The 15,864-nt window shown below is 71.9% G+C and carries 16 protein-coding genes and 1 pseudogene; 9 read left to right on the forward strand and 8 right to left on the reverse strand.

What is annotated here, in order from left to right; translation table 11 throughout:
* Window positions 1-2: 2 nt before the first annotated feature.
* Both ABZ920_RS26570 and ABZ920_RS26575 read right to left on the reverse strand, forming a co-directional pair.
* Window positions 3-887, reverse strand: a complete 885-nt coding sequence (locus tag ABZ920_RS26570; protein ID WP_361510003.1) for a sugar ABC transporter permease — start codon at window positions 885-887, stop codon at window positions 3-5.
* 14 nt (window positions 888-901) lie between these two features.
* On the reverse strand, window positions 902-2,212 hold the full coding sequence (locus tag ABZ920_RS26575) for an extracellular solute-binding protein (RefSeq protein WP_361509927.1): 1,311 nt from the start codon (window positions 2,210-2,212) through the stop codon (window positions 902-904).
* A gap of 225 nt (window positions 2,213-2,437) precedes the next feature.
* Here ABZ920_RS26575 and ABZ920_RS26580 point away from each other — a divergent pair, with 225 nt between their 5' ends.
* The 3 genes from ABZ920_RS26580 to ABZ920_RS26590 all read left to right on the forward strand — a co-directional run bounded on the left by ABZ920_RS26580 (window position 2,438) and on the right by ABZ920_RS26590 (window position 4,902).
* Window positions 2,438-3,466 (forward strand): LacI family DNA-binding transcriptional regulator, encoded by a 1,029-nt coding sequence (locus ABZ920_RS26580; protein WP_361509930.1) that lies wholly within the window; start codon window positions 2,438-2,440, stop codon window positions 3,464-3,466.
* 389 nt (window positions 3,467-3,855) lie between these two features.
* On the forward strand, window positions 3,856-4,338 hold the full coding sequence (locus ABZ920_RS26585; protein ID WP_361509933.1) for a Uma2 family endonuclease: 483 nt from the start codon (window positions 3,856-3,858) through the stop codon (window positions 4,336-4,338).
* A gap of 144 nt (window positions 4,339-4,482) precedes the next feature.
* The gene (locus tag ABZ920_RS26590; protein WP_361509936.1) at window positions 4,483-4,902 is read left to right on the forward strand and encodes an ankyrin repeat domain-containing protein; all 420 of its coding nucleotides are present in this window, start codon (window positions 4,483-4,485) and stop codon (window positions 4,900-4,902) included.
* Here ABZ920_RS26590 and ABZ920_RS26595 read toward each other — a convergent pair.
* Window positions 4,899-6,146 carry a methyltransferase domain-containing protein gene (locus ABZ920_RS26595; protein WP_361509939.1) on the reverse strand — a complete coding sequence of 416 codons (1,248 nt, stop codon included), beginning with the start codon at window positions 6,144-6,146 and terminating at the stop codon, window positions 4,899-4,901. The two genes, ABZ920_RS26590 and ABZ920_RS26595, sit on opposite strands and share 4 nt — an antisense overlap.
* Before the next feature lie 90 nt (window positions 6,147-6,236).
* Here ABZ920_RS26595 and ABZ920_RS26600 point away from each other — a divergent pair, with 90 nt between their 5' ends.
* The 3 genes from ABZ920_RS26600 to groL all read left to right on the forward strand — a co-directional run bounded on the left by ABZ920_RS26600 (window position 6,237) and on the right by groL (window position 9,616).
* Window positions 6,237-7,205, forward strand: coding sequence for a polysaccharide deacetylase family protein (locus tag ABZ920_RS26600; protein ID WP_361509941.1), 969 nt, complete (start codon window positions 6,237-6,239; stop codon window positions 7,203-7,205).
* A 330-nt stretch (window positions 7,206-7,535) separates the two neighbouring features.
* Window positions 7,536-7,844 carry a co-chaperone GroES gene (groES, locus tag ABZ920_RS26605; protein ID WP_028420727.1) on the forward strand — a complete coding sequence of 103 codons (309 nt, stop codon included), beginning with the start codon at window positions 7,536-7,538 and terminating at the stop codon, window positions 7,842-7,844.
* A gap of 146 nt (window positions 7,845-7,990) precedes the next feature.
* Window positions 7,991-9,616 (forward strand): chaperonin GroEL, encoded by a 1,626-nt coding sequence (groL, locus tag ABZ920_RS26610; RefSeq protein ID WP_361509944.1) that lies wholly within the window; start codon window positions 7,991-7,993, stop codon window positions 9,614-9,616.
* Window positions 9,617-9,792: 176 nt separating this feature from the next.
* Here groL and ABZ920_RS26615 read toward each other — a convergent pair whose 3' ends face one another.
* A complete protein-coding gene (locus tag ABZ920_RS26615; protein WP_361509947.1) occupies window positions 9,793-10,185 on the reverse strand; it encodes a hypothetical protein in 393 nt (130 codons plus the stop codon).
* Window positions 10,186-10,311: 126 nt separating this feature from the next.
* Here ABZ920_RS26615 and ABZ920_RS26620 point away from each other — a divergent pair, with 126 nt between their 5' ends.
* Together ABZ920_RS26620 and ABZ920_RS26625 are read left to right on the forward strand one after the other, a co-directional pair.
* The gene (locus tag ABZ920_RS26620; RefSeq protein ID WP_361509950.1) at window positions 10,312-10,590 is read left to right on the forward strand and encodes a type II toxin-antitoxin system Phd/YefM family antitoxin; all 279 of its coding nucleotides are present in this window, start codon (window positions 10,312-10,314) and stop codon (window positions 10,588-10,590) included.
* Complete coding sequence (locus ABZ920_RS26625; protein ID WP_361509953.1) at window positions 10,587-10,844, forward strand: Txe/YoeB family addiction module toxin; 258 nt, start codon at window positions 10,587-10,589, stop codon at window positions 10,842-10,844. The genes ABZ920_RS26620 and ABZ920_RS26625 overlap by 4 nt, the downstream gene beginning before the upstream one ends.
* A 156-nt stretch (window positions 10,845-11,000) precedes the next feature.
* Here ABZ920_RS26625 and ABZ920_RS26630 read toward each other — a convergent pair whose 3' ends face one another.
* Together ABZ920_RS26630 and ABZ920_RS26635 are read right to left on the reverse strand one after the other, a co-directional pair.
* Window positions 11,001-11,180 (reverse strand): hypothetical protein, encoded by a 180-nt coding sequence (locus ABZ920_RS26630; protein ID WP_361509956.1) that lies wholly within the window; start codon window positions 11,178-11,180, stop codon window positions 11,001-11,003.
* 274 nt (window positions 11,181-11,454) lie between these two features.
* Entirely contained in the window at window positions 11,455-12,780 is a 1,326-nt protein-coding gene (locus ABZ920_RS26635) for a VanZ family protein (RefSeq protein ID WP_361509959.1), read from the reverse strand.
* 48 nt (window positions 12,781-12,828) lie between these two features.
* On the opposite strand from ABZ920_RS26635, the pseudogene ABZ920_RS26640 reads away from it, so the two are divergent.
* Window positions 12,829-13,017: pseudogene (locus ABZ920_RS26640) on the forward strand (site-specific integrase); the annotation flags it as partial.
* Window positions 13,018-14,214: 1,197 nt separating this feature from the next.
* Here ABZ920_RS26640 and ABZ920_RS26645 read toward each other — a convergent pair.
* Both ABZ920_RS26645 and ABZ920_RS26650 read right to left on the reverse strand, forming a co-directional pair.
* On the reverse strand, window positions 14,215-14,988 hold the full coding sequence (locus ABZ920_RS26645; protein ID WP_361509962.1) for an SDR family NAD(P)-dependent oxidoreductase: 774 nt from the start codon (window positions 14,986-14,988) through the stop codon (window positions 14,215-14,217).
* A 169-nt stretch (window positions 14,989-15,157) separates the two neighbouring features.
* Window positions 15,158-15,826, reverse strand: a complete 669-nt coding sequence (locus ABZ920_RS26650) for an MOSC domain-containing protein (protein ID WP_361509965.1) — start codon at window positions 15,824-15,826, stop codon at window positions 15,158-15,160.
* Between the last annotated feature and the right edge of the window lie 38 nt (window positions 15,827-15,864).

The following is a 15,864-nucleotide window of genomic DNA, read 5'->3' on the forward strand; positions in this document are numbered from 1 at the left end:
CGTCACATCCCTTCGCGCGTGCTGCGCATGGCGCCGAAGCCGGACAGCCGCACCAGCAGCAGGGACAGCCCGGTGGCGGTCACGACCAGGAAGGACGCGACGGCGCTCGCGTAGCCGAAGTCGTAGCTCTTGAAGCCCGCCTCGTACATCAGGTACGGCAGGATCGCGGTGTCGGTGCCCGGGCCGCCCTGGGTGAGGATCAGGACGGTCTCGAAGTACGTCAGCGAGCCGACGGTCATCAGCACGCCGGACGTGGTGGCCGTGTTGCGCAGCTGGGGGAGCGTGATCGAGAAGAACCGGCGGTAGCGGCCGGCGCCGTCGATCGCGGCCGCCTGGTGGAGCACCTCGGGGATCTGCCGTGCCCCGCCCTGGTAGATCAGGGTGTGGAAGGGGATGAACTGCCAGCCGCCCACGAACACGATCGCGAGGAACGCGCCGCTGGAGGAGCCGAGGGTGTCCTTGTGGACGATGCCGAAGTTCGGGTCGAGCAGGGCGTAGAAGAGCAGCGAGATCGCCGTCGAGGACAGCAGGAACGGCACGAAGAAGACCGCCGAGAGGATCGCCCGGTTGCGCTGCCGTCCCGCGGCCCAGACGCCCAGCAGCAGGGACACCACGGTCTGGAAGGCCCAGCTGACGACGGTCAGCGCGACGGTCACCGTGAGGGACTGCGTCAGGCGGTCGTCGGCCAGCAGCTTGCGCCAGTTGGCCAGGCCGGCCGGCTCGGGGTCGCCGAGGCCGTTCCACCGGGTGAAGGACAGGTAGAACGCCAGGGCCATCGGGACGACGGCGAAGAAGGTGAAGAACAGCACGCCGGGCACCACCCAGGCGGTGTGCGGGCGGCCGGCCCGCGCGCCGCCGCGGGGCCTTGCGGGCCCCGCGCCCTTCACCGCGGTTGCGCCGCTCACTTCAGCCCCTTGAGCGCCGCCACGAACTGGCCGGGGGTCGACTTGCCCACGAACAGCTTGTTGATCTCGGTGAGCATCGGGGTCTGGATCCCCGGGTCCACGGCCTGGTCCCAGCTCAGCGTGAACGCCGGCGCCTGCCGGACCATCTCGTACTGGAACCGGGCGAACTCCGGGTTGGGGGAGGCGTCCAGCAGCTTCTCCGCGCGGGAGGTGGCCGGGATGTCGCCGTTGGCGACGAGGTCCCGGGCGTACGCCTCGGAGGCGCAGTCCCGCAGGAAGGCGATCGCCGCGTCCTTGTTGCGGGTGCGGGCGTTCACGGACCAGTAGTTGGTGGGGTTGCCGACGACGTTGCGGACGTCGCCGGCGCCGCCCTCGAACGCCGGGAAGGCGCACCAGCCCAGGTCCTTCCTGGCGAAGTCCGGGAACTTGCCGAGCTGCGTGGAGTACTCCCACGAGCCCATGAGGTGCATCGCGGCCCGGCCCTTGGCGAAGACGGCCGGCGCGCCGCCGTTGGTGTACGCCACCGAGCTGAAGCCCTTGCCGAAGGCGCCGTCGTCGACGAGCTGCCGGACCGTCTCGGCGGCCCTGAGAACGGCCGGGTCGCCCCAGCCGGCCGGGTCGCCGTTCTTGACGCGGTCGAAGACCTTCGGGCCGCCGATGCGGTCCACGAGGTACTCCAGCCACATCAGCTCGGGCCAGATGTCCGAGCCGCCCAGCGCGAAGGGGGTGATGCCCGCCTTCTTCAGCCGGGCGCCGACGTCGAGCAGCTGGTCCCAGGTGGTGGGAGGCGAGAGCCTGTGCTCGGCGAACAGGGTCTTGTTGTAGAAGAGGACGACCGGCTGCATGCCGCGCATCGGGATGCCGTAGTTGCGGCCCCCCAGCGCGCCCGCGGCGAGCACGGAGGGCAGGAAGCCGTCCCTGAGAACCGGGTCCGACGCGATCGTGCCGGTGAGGTCGATCAGCTGGTCGGCCTCCCGGTACGCCTTGATGGAGCCGCCGCCCCAGTTGAAGAACACGTCCGGGGCGTTGGGCGAGCCCATCGCCGTGCGCAGCTTGGCCGGGTACTCCGAGCCGGGCACCTTCTGCAGCTTGATCGTGCCGTTCGCCTTCTTGGCCGCGGCCGAGGCGTTGAACCGCTCGACCGACTTCACCTGCACCTTCACCGCGTCGTCGCCGTACACCAGCGCGGTGAGCGTGCCGCCGGAGCCGCCCGAGCCGCCGCCGGACCCGCAGGCGGTGAGCCCGGCGGCCGAGGCGAGGGTGGCGGCGCCGGCTCCGAGGAACCAGCGCCTGCTGTAGGACTCCATGGGACGGGCACCCCTCTGTTCCGGCTCGCTCGCCTCCGGGACGGGCCGGCCCCGGCCCGGACCGCGGCCGGGCCCCTCGGGCCGCGGCACGCCCGGGTCCGGGTGCGGGCCGCCCCCGTCGGCTCACTCGCCTGCGAATGTTTCGTCTGACACTTCGAATGTTCCGGGAACGTATGGCCGGCGGGGGGCTTCGTCAAGAGGTCGCGCAGAGATACGATCCCGACCATGAATCCAGCCAAGCCCGCCGAAACACAGACCGCCACGCTCGCCGAGATCGCCCGCGAGGCCGGTGTGTCGGCTCCGACTGTTTCGAAGGTGCTCAACGGGCGGGCGGACGTCGCACCGTCGACCCGCTCCCGCGTCGAGGAGCTGCTGCGCGCCCACGGCTACCGGCGCCGGCGCGCCGAGGCGACCCGTTCCCCGCTGATCGACCTGGTCTTCCACGAGCTGGAGAGCGCCTGGGCGATGGAGGTCATCCGGGGCGTGGAGAACGTGGCGCGGGACGCGGGCCTGAGCGTCGTGCTGTCCGAGAGCGCGGGCCGGCTCACACCGGGGCGGACCTGGGCCGACCAGGTCGCCGCCCGCCGGCCGCACGGCGTGGTCCTCGTGCTGTCCGGGCTGGACGAGTCCCAGCGGGCGCTGTTGGCCGGCCGGGCCATCCCGTTCGTGGTGATGGACCCGGCGGGCGACCCCGGCGCGGACGTGCCCTCGATCGGCGCCACCAACTGGCAGGGCGGGCTCGCCGCCACCCGGCACCTGGTGGAGCTGGGGCACGTGCGCATCGGCGCGATCACCGGGCCGTCGCGGATGATGTGCAGCCGCGCCCGGGTGGACGGTTACCGGGCGGCGCTGGAGACCGCCGGGCTGCCGGTGGACCCCTCGCTGGTCGTCGCCGGGGACTTCCACCACGAGGCCGGCTACCGGCTGGGCCTGCGGCTGCTGGGCCGCCCGGACCGGCCGACCGCCGTCTTCGCCGGCAACGACCTGCAGGCGCTCGGCCTGTACGAGGCGGCGCGCGAGCTGGGGCTGCGCGTCCCGGAGGACCTGAGCGTCGTCGGCTTCGACGACCTGCCCGTGGCCCGCTGGGTGGGGCCGCCGCTGACGACGGTGCGGCAGCCGCTGACGGAGATGGCGGAGGCGGCGGCGAAGCTGGTGCTCGACCTCGGGCGCGAGGACCCGCCCCCGGTGGCGACCCGCGTGGAACTGGCGACGAGCCTGGTCGTCCGCAGCAGCACGGCGCGGCCGCCGGCCTGAGCGTGGGGACCCGGGCGTGCGCGGCGTGCGCCGAGTGGGCGTCGCTGCGTGCCGCTGCCGTGGCGCCCGGGCGGCGAACCGGTGGGACGCACGTGGCCTGAAGCCGCCGTTCCGCCCGGTGGAAAGCCGGTCCGGCGCACCCTCTTCACGACCAATCGGCCGAACGGCCGAAACATTCGAGGCCGGCTGCCGCCCTGCGCCTTGAGCACGATCCGTTCGCCGCACAGCGGACCCTCGACCTGCGCCGCGGCGAACCGGGACCGTGCCGGCGGCCTCCATGAGCACGGGGACGTGGGGCCCTGACACCCGGCCGGTCCGCCGCCGCGAAGTCTGAGATCTCCCGAAGAATGCCGGCCCGGGGTGCTCACCCGTCCCGATGCGGACGTGAGGTGCCGCCCACGGGCCGTCGTCGCCACACCGTTGTCATCGGGCGCCTCCGTCGCGCGCTCGATGCCCACCTGGCGGACAGTGGATACGCCGCTCACCAGGACGGCAACGTCATCCACCGTCACAGGTCCTGGATCCCGGGCCTGTTCGTCGCCCCCCTCGACCTCGACGAGATCCCGGACGAGGAGGGCCTCGGTGTCGATGCCGCCGCGGTCAGGATGGTCGTCGAAGTCACCTCGCCGGGAGACCGCAACCACCAGCGCGACCGGGTCCGCAAGCGCCGCGAGTACGCCAGGGCCGGGATCCTCGTGTGCGTCGTCGTCGACGATTGCGACGACGAGGGGGCCGTCACCGTGCTGACCTCTCCCGGCGCCGGGAGGGTGAAGTACACCGGCGAGCACCGCGTTCCCTGCGGCACCGACGCGGTGATCCCCGAGGGCCCGGCGAAGGGCTCCGCCGTCGGCAAGGCGATCGTCGCGTCCTGAGGCCGCGGGCAGCCACCGACCCGCCGGGTCACGGCGAGGCAGGGCGAATCCCCGACGCGGCCTCGTCCGTGTGGTCGTACGGGTGCACTTCGGCGGTGGAAAACGACCGGCGGTTCTCGCCGCCGTCCCGCTACCGTCGCGCCCGTGAACAGAAGACGGCGAAAGCGGCTGGCCGGGCGTCTCGTCGCCGCGGCGGCGTTCGGGGCCGACGCCCGCGTCGACGCGCTGCTGCGCGCCGGAGCCGACCCCGACGCACCCGACGGCGACGGCATGACGCCGCTGTACGCGGCGGCCGTCCACGGGGCCGTCGGCACCGTGCGCCGTCTGCTGGCGGCCGGGGCCTCGCCCGACGCCGAGAGCGCCGGCCCCGGCTCCGAGGGCACGCCCCTGTGCGCGGCCGCCTGCTGGGGGCACACCGACACGGTCCGCGCCCTGCTCACCCACGGCGCGGACCCCGGTCTGCGCGAGGACCACGGCGTGGGCCTGTCCCCGCTCGACTGGGCGAGCAGGGGCCCCCACCCGGAGACGATCGCCCTGCTCCGCGCCGCGGGAGCCGGCCGCTAGGCCGACGGGACGGGCTGTCCGAGGAGCATGGTCGGCGCCCCGGCGACGCGTGTGAGGAAGACGGTCACCGCGTTCGGGCCCTGCGGCTTCGGCAGCGCCTTCCTGCGCAGTTCCTCCGGCTCGACCGCCGAGCCCCGCTTCTTCACCGTCAGCGTGCCGACCTCGCGCTCCCGCAGCAGCGCCTTCAGGCGCTTGACGTTGAAGGGGAGCCGGTCGGTGATCTCGTAGGCGGAGGCGTACGGGGTGGGACGCAGCGCGTCGGCGGTGATGTAGGCGATGGTCTCGTCGATCAGGCCCCCGTCGAGCTCCTCGGCGACCTCGGCGACCAGATGGGCGCGGATGACGGCGCCGTCGGGCTCGTACAGGTACCGTCCCACGGCGCGCACCCCCGGATCGGGCAGCCCGCGCCCGAGCAGGGTCCGCGGCCCGGGGAGCAGGGTGGCCCGCACCAGCCCCGGCTCGGTGCCGAACCACAGCACGGCCTCCTTCACGTCCCCGCCGTGGGAGATCCACTCCGCCTCGGCCTCGGCGGGCACGGCCTCGTGGGGGATGCCGGGCGCGACCTTCAGGGCCGCGTGGGGCGCCTTCAGCGCCGTGTCCACCGCCCAGGACAGCGGCGGGGAGTACGCCTCCGGGTCGAAGATCCGCCCGCCCGCCGCCCCGCCGCGCCTCGGCGGTGCGCCGCGGCCGGCCCCGCCCGGCCGGCCGCCCCGCCGGGCCGGATCCACGAAGACGGCGTCGAACGGCGCGACGTCGACGTCCACGACGTCCGCCTCCCGCACCTCGATCAGGTCGCCGAGCCCGAGCGCATCGGCGTTCGCCCGCGCCGCGGCCGCCGTCAGCGGGTCCCGGTCCACGGCGAGGACGCGGATCCCGGCGCGGGCGAGGGCGATCGCGTCGCCGCCGATCCCGCAGCACAGGTCGGCGACCGAGGTGACGCCGAGGTCGCGCAGCCGCCGCGCCCGGTACGCCGCCACGGTCGCCCGGGTCGACTGCTCGACACCGTTCGGGGTGAAGAACATCCGCTGCGCGTCCGCGGCCCCGAACTTCGCCTCGGCCCGCTGCCGCAGCCGGGCCTGGCCGAGCGCCGCCGACACCAGCTCGGCGGGGTGCTCGCGGCGCAGCCGGGTGGCGACGGCCAGTTCGTCGGCGGGGTCGGTGCCGCGCACCGCGTCGAGGAGGGCGCGGCCCTCGGGGGTGAGGAGCGAGGCGAAGGCCCGGAGGGCGGCGAGGTGGTCGTTCACCGGCTCATTGTCGGCCAGCCGGTGGATGGTGCGCCTCCGGCCGCGGTGTCGGCCCGGGGACCCGGCGGTGCGCTGCGAGGATCCGGGCCCATGAGGCTAGTAGTACAAAATGATAAAAAGCCCCGTACCGGGCGCGTGCGCCGGACGGCCCGCGCACGCGTCGACCTGGCGGCCCTGGCGGTCGCCGCCCTCGCCGCCGGCTGCGCGCAGCCGGACGCGCCTGCGGATCCGCCCCGTGCGCCGGGCGCCCCCGCGGGTCCGGCGCACGGCGCCCAGCGCCTCCAGGCGCCCGCGGCCCGCGCCCTGGACTCCTACGCCTCCCGGCTGCGGGCCGCCCACCGGGCCCGCGTGGCGGCGGCGCAGCGCTGGGGTCTGCGGCGGGTCCCGCTGACGCCCCCGGCCCCGCCGGAGGAGAAGCCGAGGATCACCGCCCGCGCGGGCTTCGAGGTGGACGGGCAGGAGGAGCTGGACCTGCCCCCGGTCTTCACCACCGTGCCGACCAGGGAGCGCGTCGTCTTCCTGACCATCGACGACGGCCAGGAGAAGGACCCGGCGTTCCTGCGGATGATGCGGGAGCTGGAGATCCCGTACACCGTCTTCCTGAGCGACTACCTGATCAAGGACGACTACGGTTACTTCCGCGCCGTGCAGGAGGACGGGGTGACCCTCAACAACCACACCCTCCACCACCCCTACCTGCCCGGGCTGTCCTACGAGCAGCAGCGGCGCGAGATCTGCGACATGCAGGACGTCATGCGCGAGCAGTTCGGCAAGCGCCCGAGGCTCTTCCGCCCGCCCTACGGCAACTACAACCGGGACACCCTGCGCGCCGCCAGATCCTGCGGCATCACCCACGCGCCGATCTGGAACGAGGAGGTCTTCGTCGACCACTGGGAGTACCGGGAGGGGGACCAGCGCCTGCATCCGGGCGACATCGTCCTCACCCACTTCCGGGGCCGGGACGACTGGCAGGGGACGATGCCCGACATGATCCGCCGGTTCCTGGACAAGGTCACGGCGGAGGGGTACGCGGTGGCCCGGCTGGAGGACTACCTGTGAGACCGCGGCACGCGGCCACCGCCCGGCTCGCGGCCGCACCGCCGACGGACCGGGCCCCGTCCGCCGGCTCCGCCTTCGACGGCGCGCCCCGCCGGCGCCCGGCGGGTCGCACATCCGTACGCCCACGAGCGGCCCGAGGCCGACGCGCCGCACGCAATTGGCACTCCGCTTGACCGAGTGCTAACGACGGTCATAGTCTCAGCTCTGGCACTCCCCCTCGGAGAGTGCCAACAACGCGACGGGCAGGTCCGGCACCCGCGACGACGGATCGACCTGGTCGCCACCTCAGACAGTTAACCCCGTGAGATCTCCGAAGGGGGAGGTCGGATCGTGACGACCGCCAGCTCCAAGGTTGCCATCAAGCCGCTCGAGGACCGCATCGTGGTCCAGCCGCTGGACGCCGAGCAGACCACGGCCTCTGGCCTGGTCATCCCGGACACCGCCAAGGAGAAGCCCCAGGAGGGCGTCGTCCTGGCCGTGGGCCCGGGCCGCTTCGAGGACGGCAACCGCCTTCCGCTCGACGTCAACGTCGGCGATGTCGTGCTCTACAGCAAGTACGGCGGCACCGAGGTGAAGTACAACAACGAGGAGTACCTCGTTCTCTCGGCCCGCGACGTGCTCGCCATCATCGAGAAGTAAGGGGGACCCGGGTTCACCCCGGAAGTCCCTGTCCGGAAGCAACTCCTGCTTTCAGCTGCGCCCCTGGCCCCCGCGACCGATAAGAAGCCGGGCGCCCGGGGCGCAGTGTCTTTTCACCCACGTTTTCCGAGAGGGCTCCCGCTGCCATGGCGAAGATCCTGAAGTTCGACGAGGACGCCCGTCGCGCCCTCGAGCGCGGCGTCAACAAGCTTGCCGACACGGTCAAGGTGACGATCGGCCCCAAGGGCCGCAACGTCGTCATCGACAAGAAGTTCGGCGCCCCGACCATCACCAACGACGGCGTCACCATCGCCCGCGAGGTCGAGGTCGAGGACCCGTACGAGAACCTCGGCGCCCAGCTGGTGAAGGAGGTGGCGACCAAGACCAACGACATCGCGGGTGACGGCACCACCACCGCCACCGTGCTCGCCCAGGCGCTGGTGCGCGAGGGCCTGAAGAACGTCGCCGCCGGTGCCTCCCCGGCCGCCCTGAAGAAGGGCATCGACGCCGCGGTCAAGGCGGTCTCCGACGACCTGCTCGCCACCGCCCGGCCGATCGACGAGAAGTCCGACATCGCCGCCGTCGCCGCGCTGTCCGCCCAGGACCAGCAGGTCGGCGAGCTCATCGCCGAGGCGATGGACAAGGTCGGCAAGGACGGCGTCATCACCGTCGAGGAGTCCAACACCTTCGGTCTGGAGCTGGACTTCACCGAGGGCATGGCCTTCGACAAGGGCTACCTGTCGCCGTATTTCGTCACCGACCAGGAGCGTATGGAGGCCGTCCTCGACGACCCGTACATCCTGATCAACCAGGGCAAGATCTCCTCGATCGCGGACCTGCTCCCGCTGCTCGAGAAGATCATCCAGACGAACGCCTCCAAGCCGCTGCTGATCATCGCCGAGGACGTCGAGGGCGAGGCCCTGTCGACCCTGGTCGTCAACAAGATCCGCGGCACCTTCAACGCCACCGCCGTCAAGGCCCCGGGCTTCGGCGACCGCCGCAAGGCGATGCTGCAGGACATGGCGATCCTGACCGGCGCCACGGTCGTCGCCGAGGAGGTCGGCCTCAAGCTCGACCAGGTCGGCCTGGACGTGCTGGGCTCCGCCCGCCGCGTCACCGTCACCAAGGACGACACCACGATCGTCGACGGCGCCGGCAACAGCGAGGACGTGCAGGCCCGCGTCGCGCAGATCAAGGCCGAGATCGAGAGCACCGACTCCGACTGGGACCGCGAGAAGCTCCAGGAGCGCCTCGCCAAGCTGGCCGGCGGCGTGTGCGTGATCAAGGTCGGCGCCGCCACCGAGGTGGAGCTGAAGGAGAAGAAGCACCGTCTGGAGGACGCCATCTCCGCGACCCGCGCCGCGGTCGAGGAGGGCATCGTCTCCGGTGGTGGCTCCGCGCTCGTCCACGCCTCCAAGGTCCTCGAGGGCAACCTCGACAAGAGCGGCGACGAGGCCACCGGTGTCGCGGTCGTCCGAAACGCCGTCGTCGAGCCGCTGCGCTGGATCGCGGAGAACGCGGGCCTCGAGGGCTACGTCATCGTCTCCAAGGTCAAGGAGCTGGAGAAGGGCCAGGGCTACAACGCCGCCACCGGCGAGTACGGCGACCTGGTCAAGGCCGGCGTCATCGACCCGGTGAAGGTCACCCGCTCCGCCCTGGAGAACGCCGCCTCCATCGCCTCCCTCCTCCTGACGACCGAGACCCTGGTCGTCGAGAAGAAGGAAGAGGAGGAGCCGGCCGCCGCGGGTCACGGCCACGGCCACGCCCACTGACGCACCCGGCACGAGCGCACCGAGGCCCGGTCCCCGTCTCTGCGGGGGCCGGGCCTCGGCGCGTTTCTCTGCGGGCCGCCGGGCCCCGACGCGTTCCCGCGTTCAGCGCGTCGCGGTGTCCCGGAACGCGTTGCCGCGTTCAGCGCGTTGCGGTCTCCCGGAACGCGTTGCCGCGTTCAGCGCGTCGCGGTCTCCCGGACGGCCTCGGTGTCCTCGCCGCCGGCGCCGCGCCGCCACGGCCCGAACCCGGACACCACCACACCGACCCCCAGCAGGCCGTACCCGGTGCACACGCCGCCCAGCAGGTAGTACTGCGTGCGCTGCTCGCCCTGCGCGACGAGCTGCTGGCGCACGGTGCGCGTGCCCGACGACTCCATGGTGACCGTGTTGTAGACGTGGCAGGTCGTGTCGCCCCGCATCCGGGGCCCGCCGTGCTCCTCGCCGTCCTGACCGACCACGATCCCGGGGCACACCGGCTTCTCGGGCACGGCGATCGCCTTGCCCAGGACGACCAGGCCCACCGCCAGCGGCACCAGGAAGAGGAAGAGCAACACCCCACGCTTCGTCATCCGCCGGAACCTATCCGACGGCAACGGCCCGGGAAAAGTGATCGGCTGCGACTGGTACCGCATGCATGTACCCTGCGATTGGTACGGCTTTTCCGTACCAGTCTGCCGATCCGGAGGGAGCGGGCCATGTCCATCACTGCCAGCGAGGCCCGAGCCAGGCTCTTCCCGTTGATCCAGCAGGTCAACGACGACCATGAGCCCGTCGAGATCACCTCCAGGGGCGGCAACGCCATACTGATGTCCGCCGATGACTTCCGCTCCTGGCAGGAGACCGTCTACCTGCTGCGTTCGCCGGCCAACGCCGCCCGGCTCATGGCGGCCGTGGCCGCCGACAAGGCCGCTGACACTCCGGTGATCACCAAGAGCATGGAGGAACTCCAGGCCCTGGCCGAGGACGGGGAGTGAGGGACGTACGGTTCCGTCCCACCGGGTGGGAGGACCTCCTGTACTGGCAGGACGCCGACAAGAAGCTGTTCCGCAGGCTTGTCCGCCTCATCGGGGAGATCCAGCGCGACCCCTTCACCGGCATCGGCAAACCGGAACCGCTGAAGGGTGGCCTGTCCGGTTACTGGTCGCGCCGGATCGACGACGAGCATCGACTCGTCTACCGGGCCACCGAGAAGGAAGTCGTGATCATCAAGGCCCGGTACCACTACTGACGCCCACGTTCCCGGTAAGCCTCGGCTGAGCCGCATTCCGGCGTCCTGCCGCTGTCCGTCAGATCGGATCCATGTCCTGACTGAGGGCGGTGAATCCATCGGCTGAGCCGTGTCGGCTGCGGTCATCCTTGCCATGGAAGGCGCCACGGCAGCCGCTCACCGCAGGTGTCGTTCCCTCGATCCGGACCCGGCCCTCACCGTCCCGTCGGCACGTCGCAGATCGGCGTCCCGGCCGGGGGCCAGCCCATGGGTGAGGGCGTTGGCCGCCGGCTCGGCGGCGATCAGTTCCACCGCGTTGTGCGCGGGCGTGCCGTTGCGCCAGCCCCAGGCGTCCATCTGGCAGGAGGCGAGCCTGCGGGCGAGGCGGGCGCCGCGCGGGGAGAGGTGAAGCGGGGGTGAACACCCGCTGCTCGGCGGCCGGGGGCAGCGGCGGGCGCTGCCGGTCGGCGGAGGTCGCCATGGACCGAGGATTCCGTGCCCGAACCCTTGCCACCGTGAAATGATTCAGCTCGCCGCCATCAACCTCATGACCCGCCGCCTCGCTCACGAGGCCACCCCGAACCGGCGCGACAGGTAAACCAAATGAAACGGACAAGCGAGAACCAAACGCTCACTCAAGACTTTTCGTCCTCGGCTGCGACTGCGGGCGCTCCACCTCGGTGCGATCCCGGGTAGTTGCACCTGCCTCAGTGAGGCTCATCCATGCAGAGTGCGGCTGTCGACGGGTTGGTCCGGCCCTCCCTCCGCGCCGGGCCCTGGTGTGCGGCAGGGCCTCGTTCCGCACTCCGGAGAGGGTCTCGTGAAGACCGAGACCCTCGGGGTGCGTGCGGACTGCCTGTACGCACCAGACGATGAGGACCACGCAGGGGACTGGGGCCAGGAGCATGGCGAGCCCGCCGACCGGGTCTGCCGCCATCGAGTGGGCCGCGTCCCGATAACCGACCCCGCTCGCGATCTCGATCAGGGCGGAGGGATCGGCGGCGGCGTTCGGCAGAGTCGCTCCCGCGATGAGCCACACGACAGCGAAGGGCAGGCCGAGCGCCGCTGCGCGCAGCACGAGCGCACCGTGGCCCGGCCTGGCGCCGCTCCTCGTGACGAGCTTCAGCAGCAGGAGGTGCTTGCCCGGAGTGGCGCCGCTCCACCGCGGCACCATCACGAACCACAGCACCCAGACCACGGGCGGGACCCACAGCACGGCGTCGGCCCCCAGGCCGAGGAAGACGAGACCGGCGACGGCTCCGGCCAGTAGAGCGGCACCCGTCATGTCCAGCAGCAGGGCCACCAAGCGGCGCCCGAAGGGGACCTTGTGGAAATCGAGCGCGCGGTCGTCCAAGGTGGTCAGGGCCGGCAGAACGCGGGCCAGGGGCCCGGCCGCCGCCCAGCCGAGCGCCGCCCCCGCTGTGTTGGCGATGAGATCGTCCACGGCGAAAAGGCGGTACGGACACGCGTACAGACCCCACAACCCCGTGTACTGGGTTAGCTCGAAGAGCAGTGACCCGGCGAGTCCTGCCGCGGCGGCCGCAATCAGCCCCTTGCGGAAGTGAATCCGTACGAAGACTCCGAGCGGGAGCAGCAGGAGCAGGTTGAACACGGTCTGCCAGACGGCCGAGTTGCCGAGCACCAGAGCGTCGAGGGTGACTCGGTGGTGCGCCTCCTTCCAGATGTCTGCGAAGGCCCTGCCGGGCGTGAACTGGGGATGGGCAAAGGACGGGTACTTGGCGCAGACGTCCACCGACGGGGACGGAAGCGGCACGATCGTCAGGCATAAGGCGGTGAGTGCGTAGTACACGCCCCCGTAGAGCGAAAGCACACGCCAGCGGGTCATGACGCCGTGCCGCCGGTAAATGACGACCGCTGTCGGCACGAACATGAGCAGGGCGAGTCCCGGGAAGATCAGGGCGGCCGTGCGGATCGGCAGCAGATATACGTCCGTCATGAAGCGCGACTATACACACCGATTATACTCAGTGTGTATAGTAGCCGCCTCGGCGTGGCCGTCGACGCGCTCGACTTCGAGTCGGACACCCTCCGCGTGGTCCAGCAGCTCAAGCTGAGCCGCAGCAAGCCGGTCTTCGCCCCGCCGAAGGGTGGCAAGCTCCGGGACGTACCGCTCCCCGGTCCAGTTGCTGGTGCCCTCCGCGCCCACATGAAGCGATTCCCACCGGTCGAGATAGGACGAACGGTGGGCCGTCACCCTGGCTTGGGAGGACAGGTCCTTCGCAGACGTCTTCCGTCTCGCCCGCCCCCGATCCCGAGAGGCTTCAGCAGCTCGTGCACACCGTCCGTGCACTGCTGGAGGAGTGGTGGGACACCAAGGCCCACAACCGGCAGTCGGACAAGATGGGACGCCGACTGGTCTGAAGCCATGGACTTCACGACCCGAATCCGCCCGGACTCCGCACCCGGATAGCGTGCGGAGTCCGGGCGGGGGAGGTCGTGATGGACCGAAGATGCCGTGCCCGGACCCGTTGCCATCTCCAGGACCGTATGCCCGGCCAGCTCCCGCGGGTCGGCGAACAACTTCACGATCCGGTGTCCCCCCACCTCCCGCAGGGCCTCCGCCTCCGCGTACAGGCGGGCGTCCTTCTCCTGTTCGAGCCTGGAACGCCAGAGTATCCAGCGCCGCCGAGACGGCGTACGGGTGCAGGCCGCCGTCGCTCCCCAGCCGCTCCAGGAGGGCGCTGCGGCGGTCCGCCGGCGGCCGGCCCGTGAGCAGCAGATAGGCGAGGGATCCCAGGCCGAAGACGCGCGCGGCTGGAGCTTCCAGTCGTCGCCGAACCGCAGATGGGCGGTGGAGCGGCTGATGCCGATGCGCTGCATCAGCTGTTCGAGACGCTGGCTGATCACCGGGGTGACACGCCAGCCTCCCGCTCCGGCGGCCGGCCCAGCAGGTCGTCCCAGATCCTCGGCAGACCGCTCGCCTCGTCGTTGCGCCCGCAGACCGAGCTGCGCTGAAACTCGTCGAGCCGGCTCACCAGCCCGGGTGATGCAGGAAAACCCGGGGCTTGATGAAGGGGACCTGCCGGGGACCCTCCAAGAGCGTGCGCGCGCACGCTCCAGCCGGCCCTTCAGCTCCTTGAAGATGGTCCAGCCGCTCCTGCTGCCACCGGAACCCCGATCGCCGCGGCTGGAACCATCGCTCACGCGGAACGGGAGCTGCTGGCTTGGGAGCAGCGGGCACCGGGCATCTTCGAGGCCGGTGTGAAGAAGAAGGGGAGACGACCGGCACCGCTCCCTCCGCGGCAGGCTCCGGAATTCTAGTCGGCCCCTCCGGCCGGCGGACCGCCTGCGAAGCCTTGCGCGCCGCGGCGGATGCACTGCGACGGGCCGTCACTGCGGCCGACCGCCGTCACCGCGGCACCTGCCGCCGTCACTGCGGGCCGTACTTGCGGCCCGTCTTCGACGTGATCCCGCCCAGCAGGGACCGGGGCGTCAGCTTCACCAGGCCCATCAGCGCCTTGTACCGGGGGTCCGGGATGGACAGGGTCTTGCCGCGGGCCAGGTCCGCCAGGGCGGCCGCGACGAGTTTGTCGGCGTCCAGCCACATCCAGTTCGGGATGTTGTCCGTGCCCATGCCGGCCCGCTGGTGGAACTCCGTGCGGACGAAGCCCGGGCACAGCACCATCAGCCGTACGCCGCTGCCCGCCAGGTCGCGTGCCGCGCCCTGGGTGAACTGCACGACCCACGCCTTCGAGGCCCCGTAGGTGCCGCGCGGCACGAAGGCCGCGACCGACGCGACGTTGACGACCGCGCCCCGGCCCCGGTCCCGCATGCCGTGCGTCGCCGCCGCCGTCAGGCGCAGCACCGCCTCGCAGTGCACCTTGAGCATCCGCAGCTCGTCGGCCATGGAGACGTCCAGGAACCGGCCCGTGTTCCCGAAGCCCGCGTTGTTGATCAACAGGTCGACCGGGTTCGTGCGGTTGCCGAGCCGGGCGGCCACCGCCTCGATGCCGTCGTCGGCCGCCAGGTCGGCGGTCAGCACCTCGGCCTCGATGCCGTGCCGGTCGTGCAGCTCGGTCGCCTGCTCCGTGAGGCGCTTGGTGTCGCGCGCCACCAGGACGAGGTTGTGCCCGTCGGCTGCCAGCCGACGCGCGAACGCGGCGCCGATGCCCGCGGTGGATCCTGTGATCAGAGCCGTTGTCATGGTGAGAGATTAGTGGTCCGCGGCCGGTGCTCCCGAGGCCTGCACATGCCCTGCCGTTCGGTGAGGACGGCGTGCGGGAGGGCCCGTGACGTGCGGCCGGCCGCCCTGCGCCCGCGGCGGGGCCGGGGCCCGGGTGGCCGCCCGGCGCCGGCCCCTGCCTGACGGCTCGTCAGTTGCCGTGCGCCGCCGCGTACTTGCGCGCCGCAGCCAGGGCGCCCGGGTGCAGTGCCGGGCCCGCCGCCAGCAGCCGCGGCAGCAGCGCCCGGTCCGTCGTGGCGGCCCGGAACTGCAGGGCGACGGTGACGTCGTGGTCGGGCCGGTGCACGACCTCGATCGGATCGCCCGCCTGGATCTCCCCGGGCTCGATCACCCGCAGGTACGCCCCCGGCGCCCCCTTCAGCGTGAACCGCTTCACCCAGCCCTTCTCGCCCAGGTGCCCCTGGAACGTCCGGCAGGGGATGCGCCCGCTGGTGACCTCCAGGACCACGGTGGGGCCGACGCGCCACCGCTCGCCGATGCGTGCGCCCGACACGTCGAGGCCCGTGGTGGTGAGGTTCTCGCCGAACGACCCGTTCGGCAGGGTCCGCAGGAGCTCCCGCTCCCAGTCGTCCATGTCCTCGCGCGCCATCGCGTACACGGCCTGGTCGTCACCGCCGTGGTGGCGCGTGTCGCAGACCGCGTCCCCGGCCAGCCCGCTCGCGCCGACGCCCTTCGGGCCGGGCGCCGCCACCCGTACCGGCCCGTCCGCCGGCTGCTTGTCGATACCGGTCAGGCCCTCGGCCTGATCCGTGTACGGCACGGCCCGCGGGCGGCCGAGGTTCACAGACAGAAGCTTCATGGCGGAACGGTAGGCGAGCGGTGACCAAAGTGTCGAAC

The organism is Streptomyces sp. NPDC046831, assembly GCF_040645305.1.
In the GTDB taxonomy this organism is placed as follows: Bacteria; Actinomycetota; Actinomycetes; order Streptomycetales; family Streptomycetaceae; genus Streptomyces.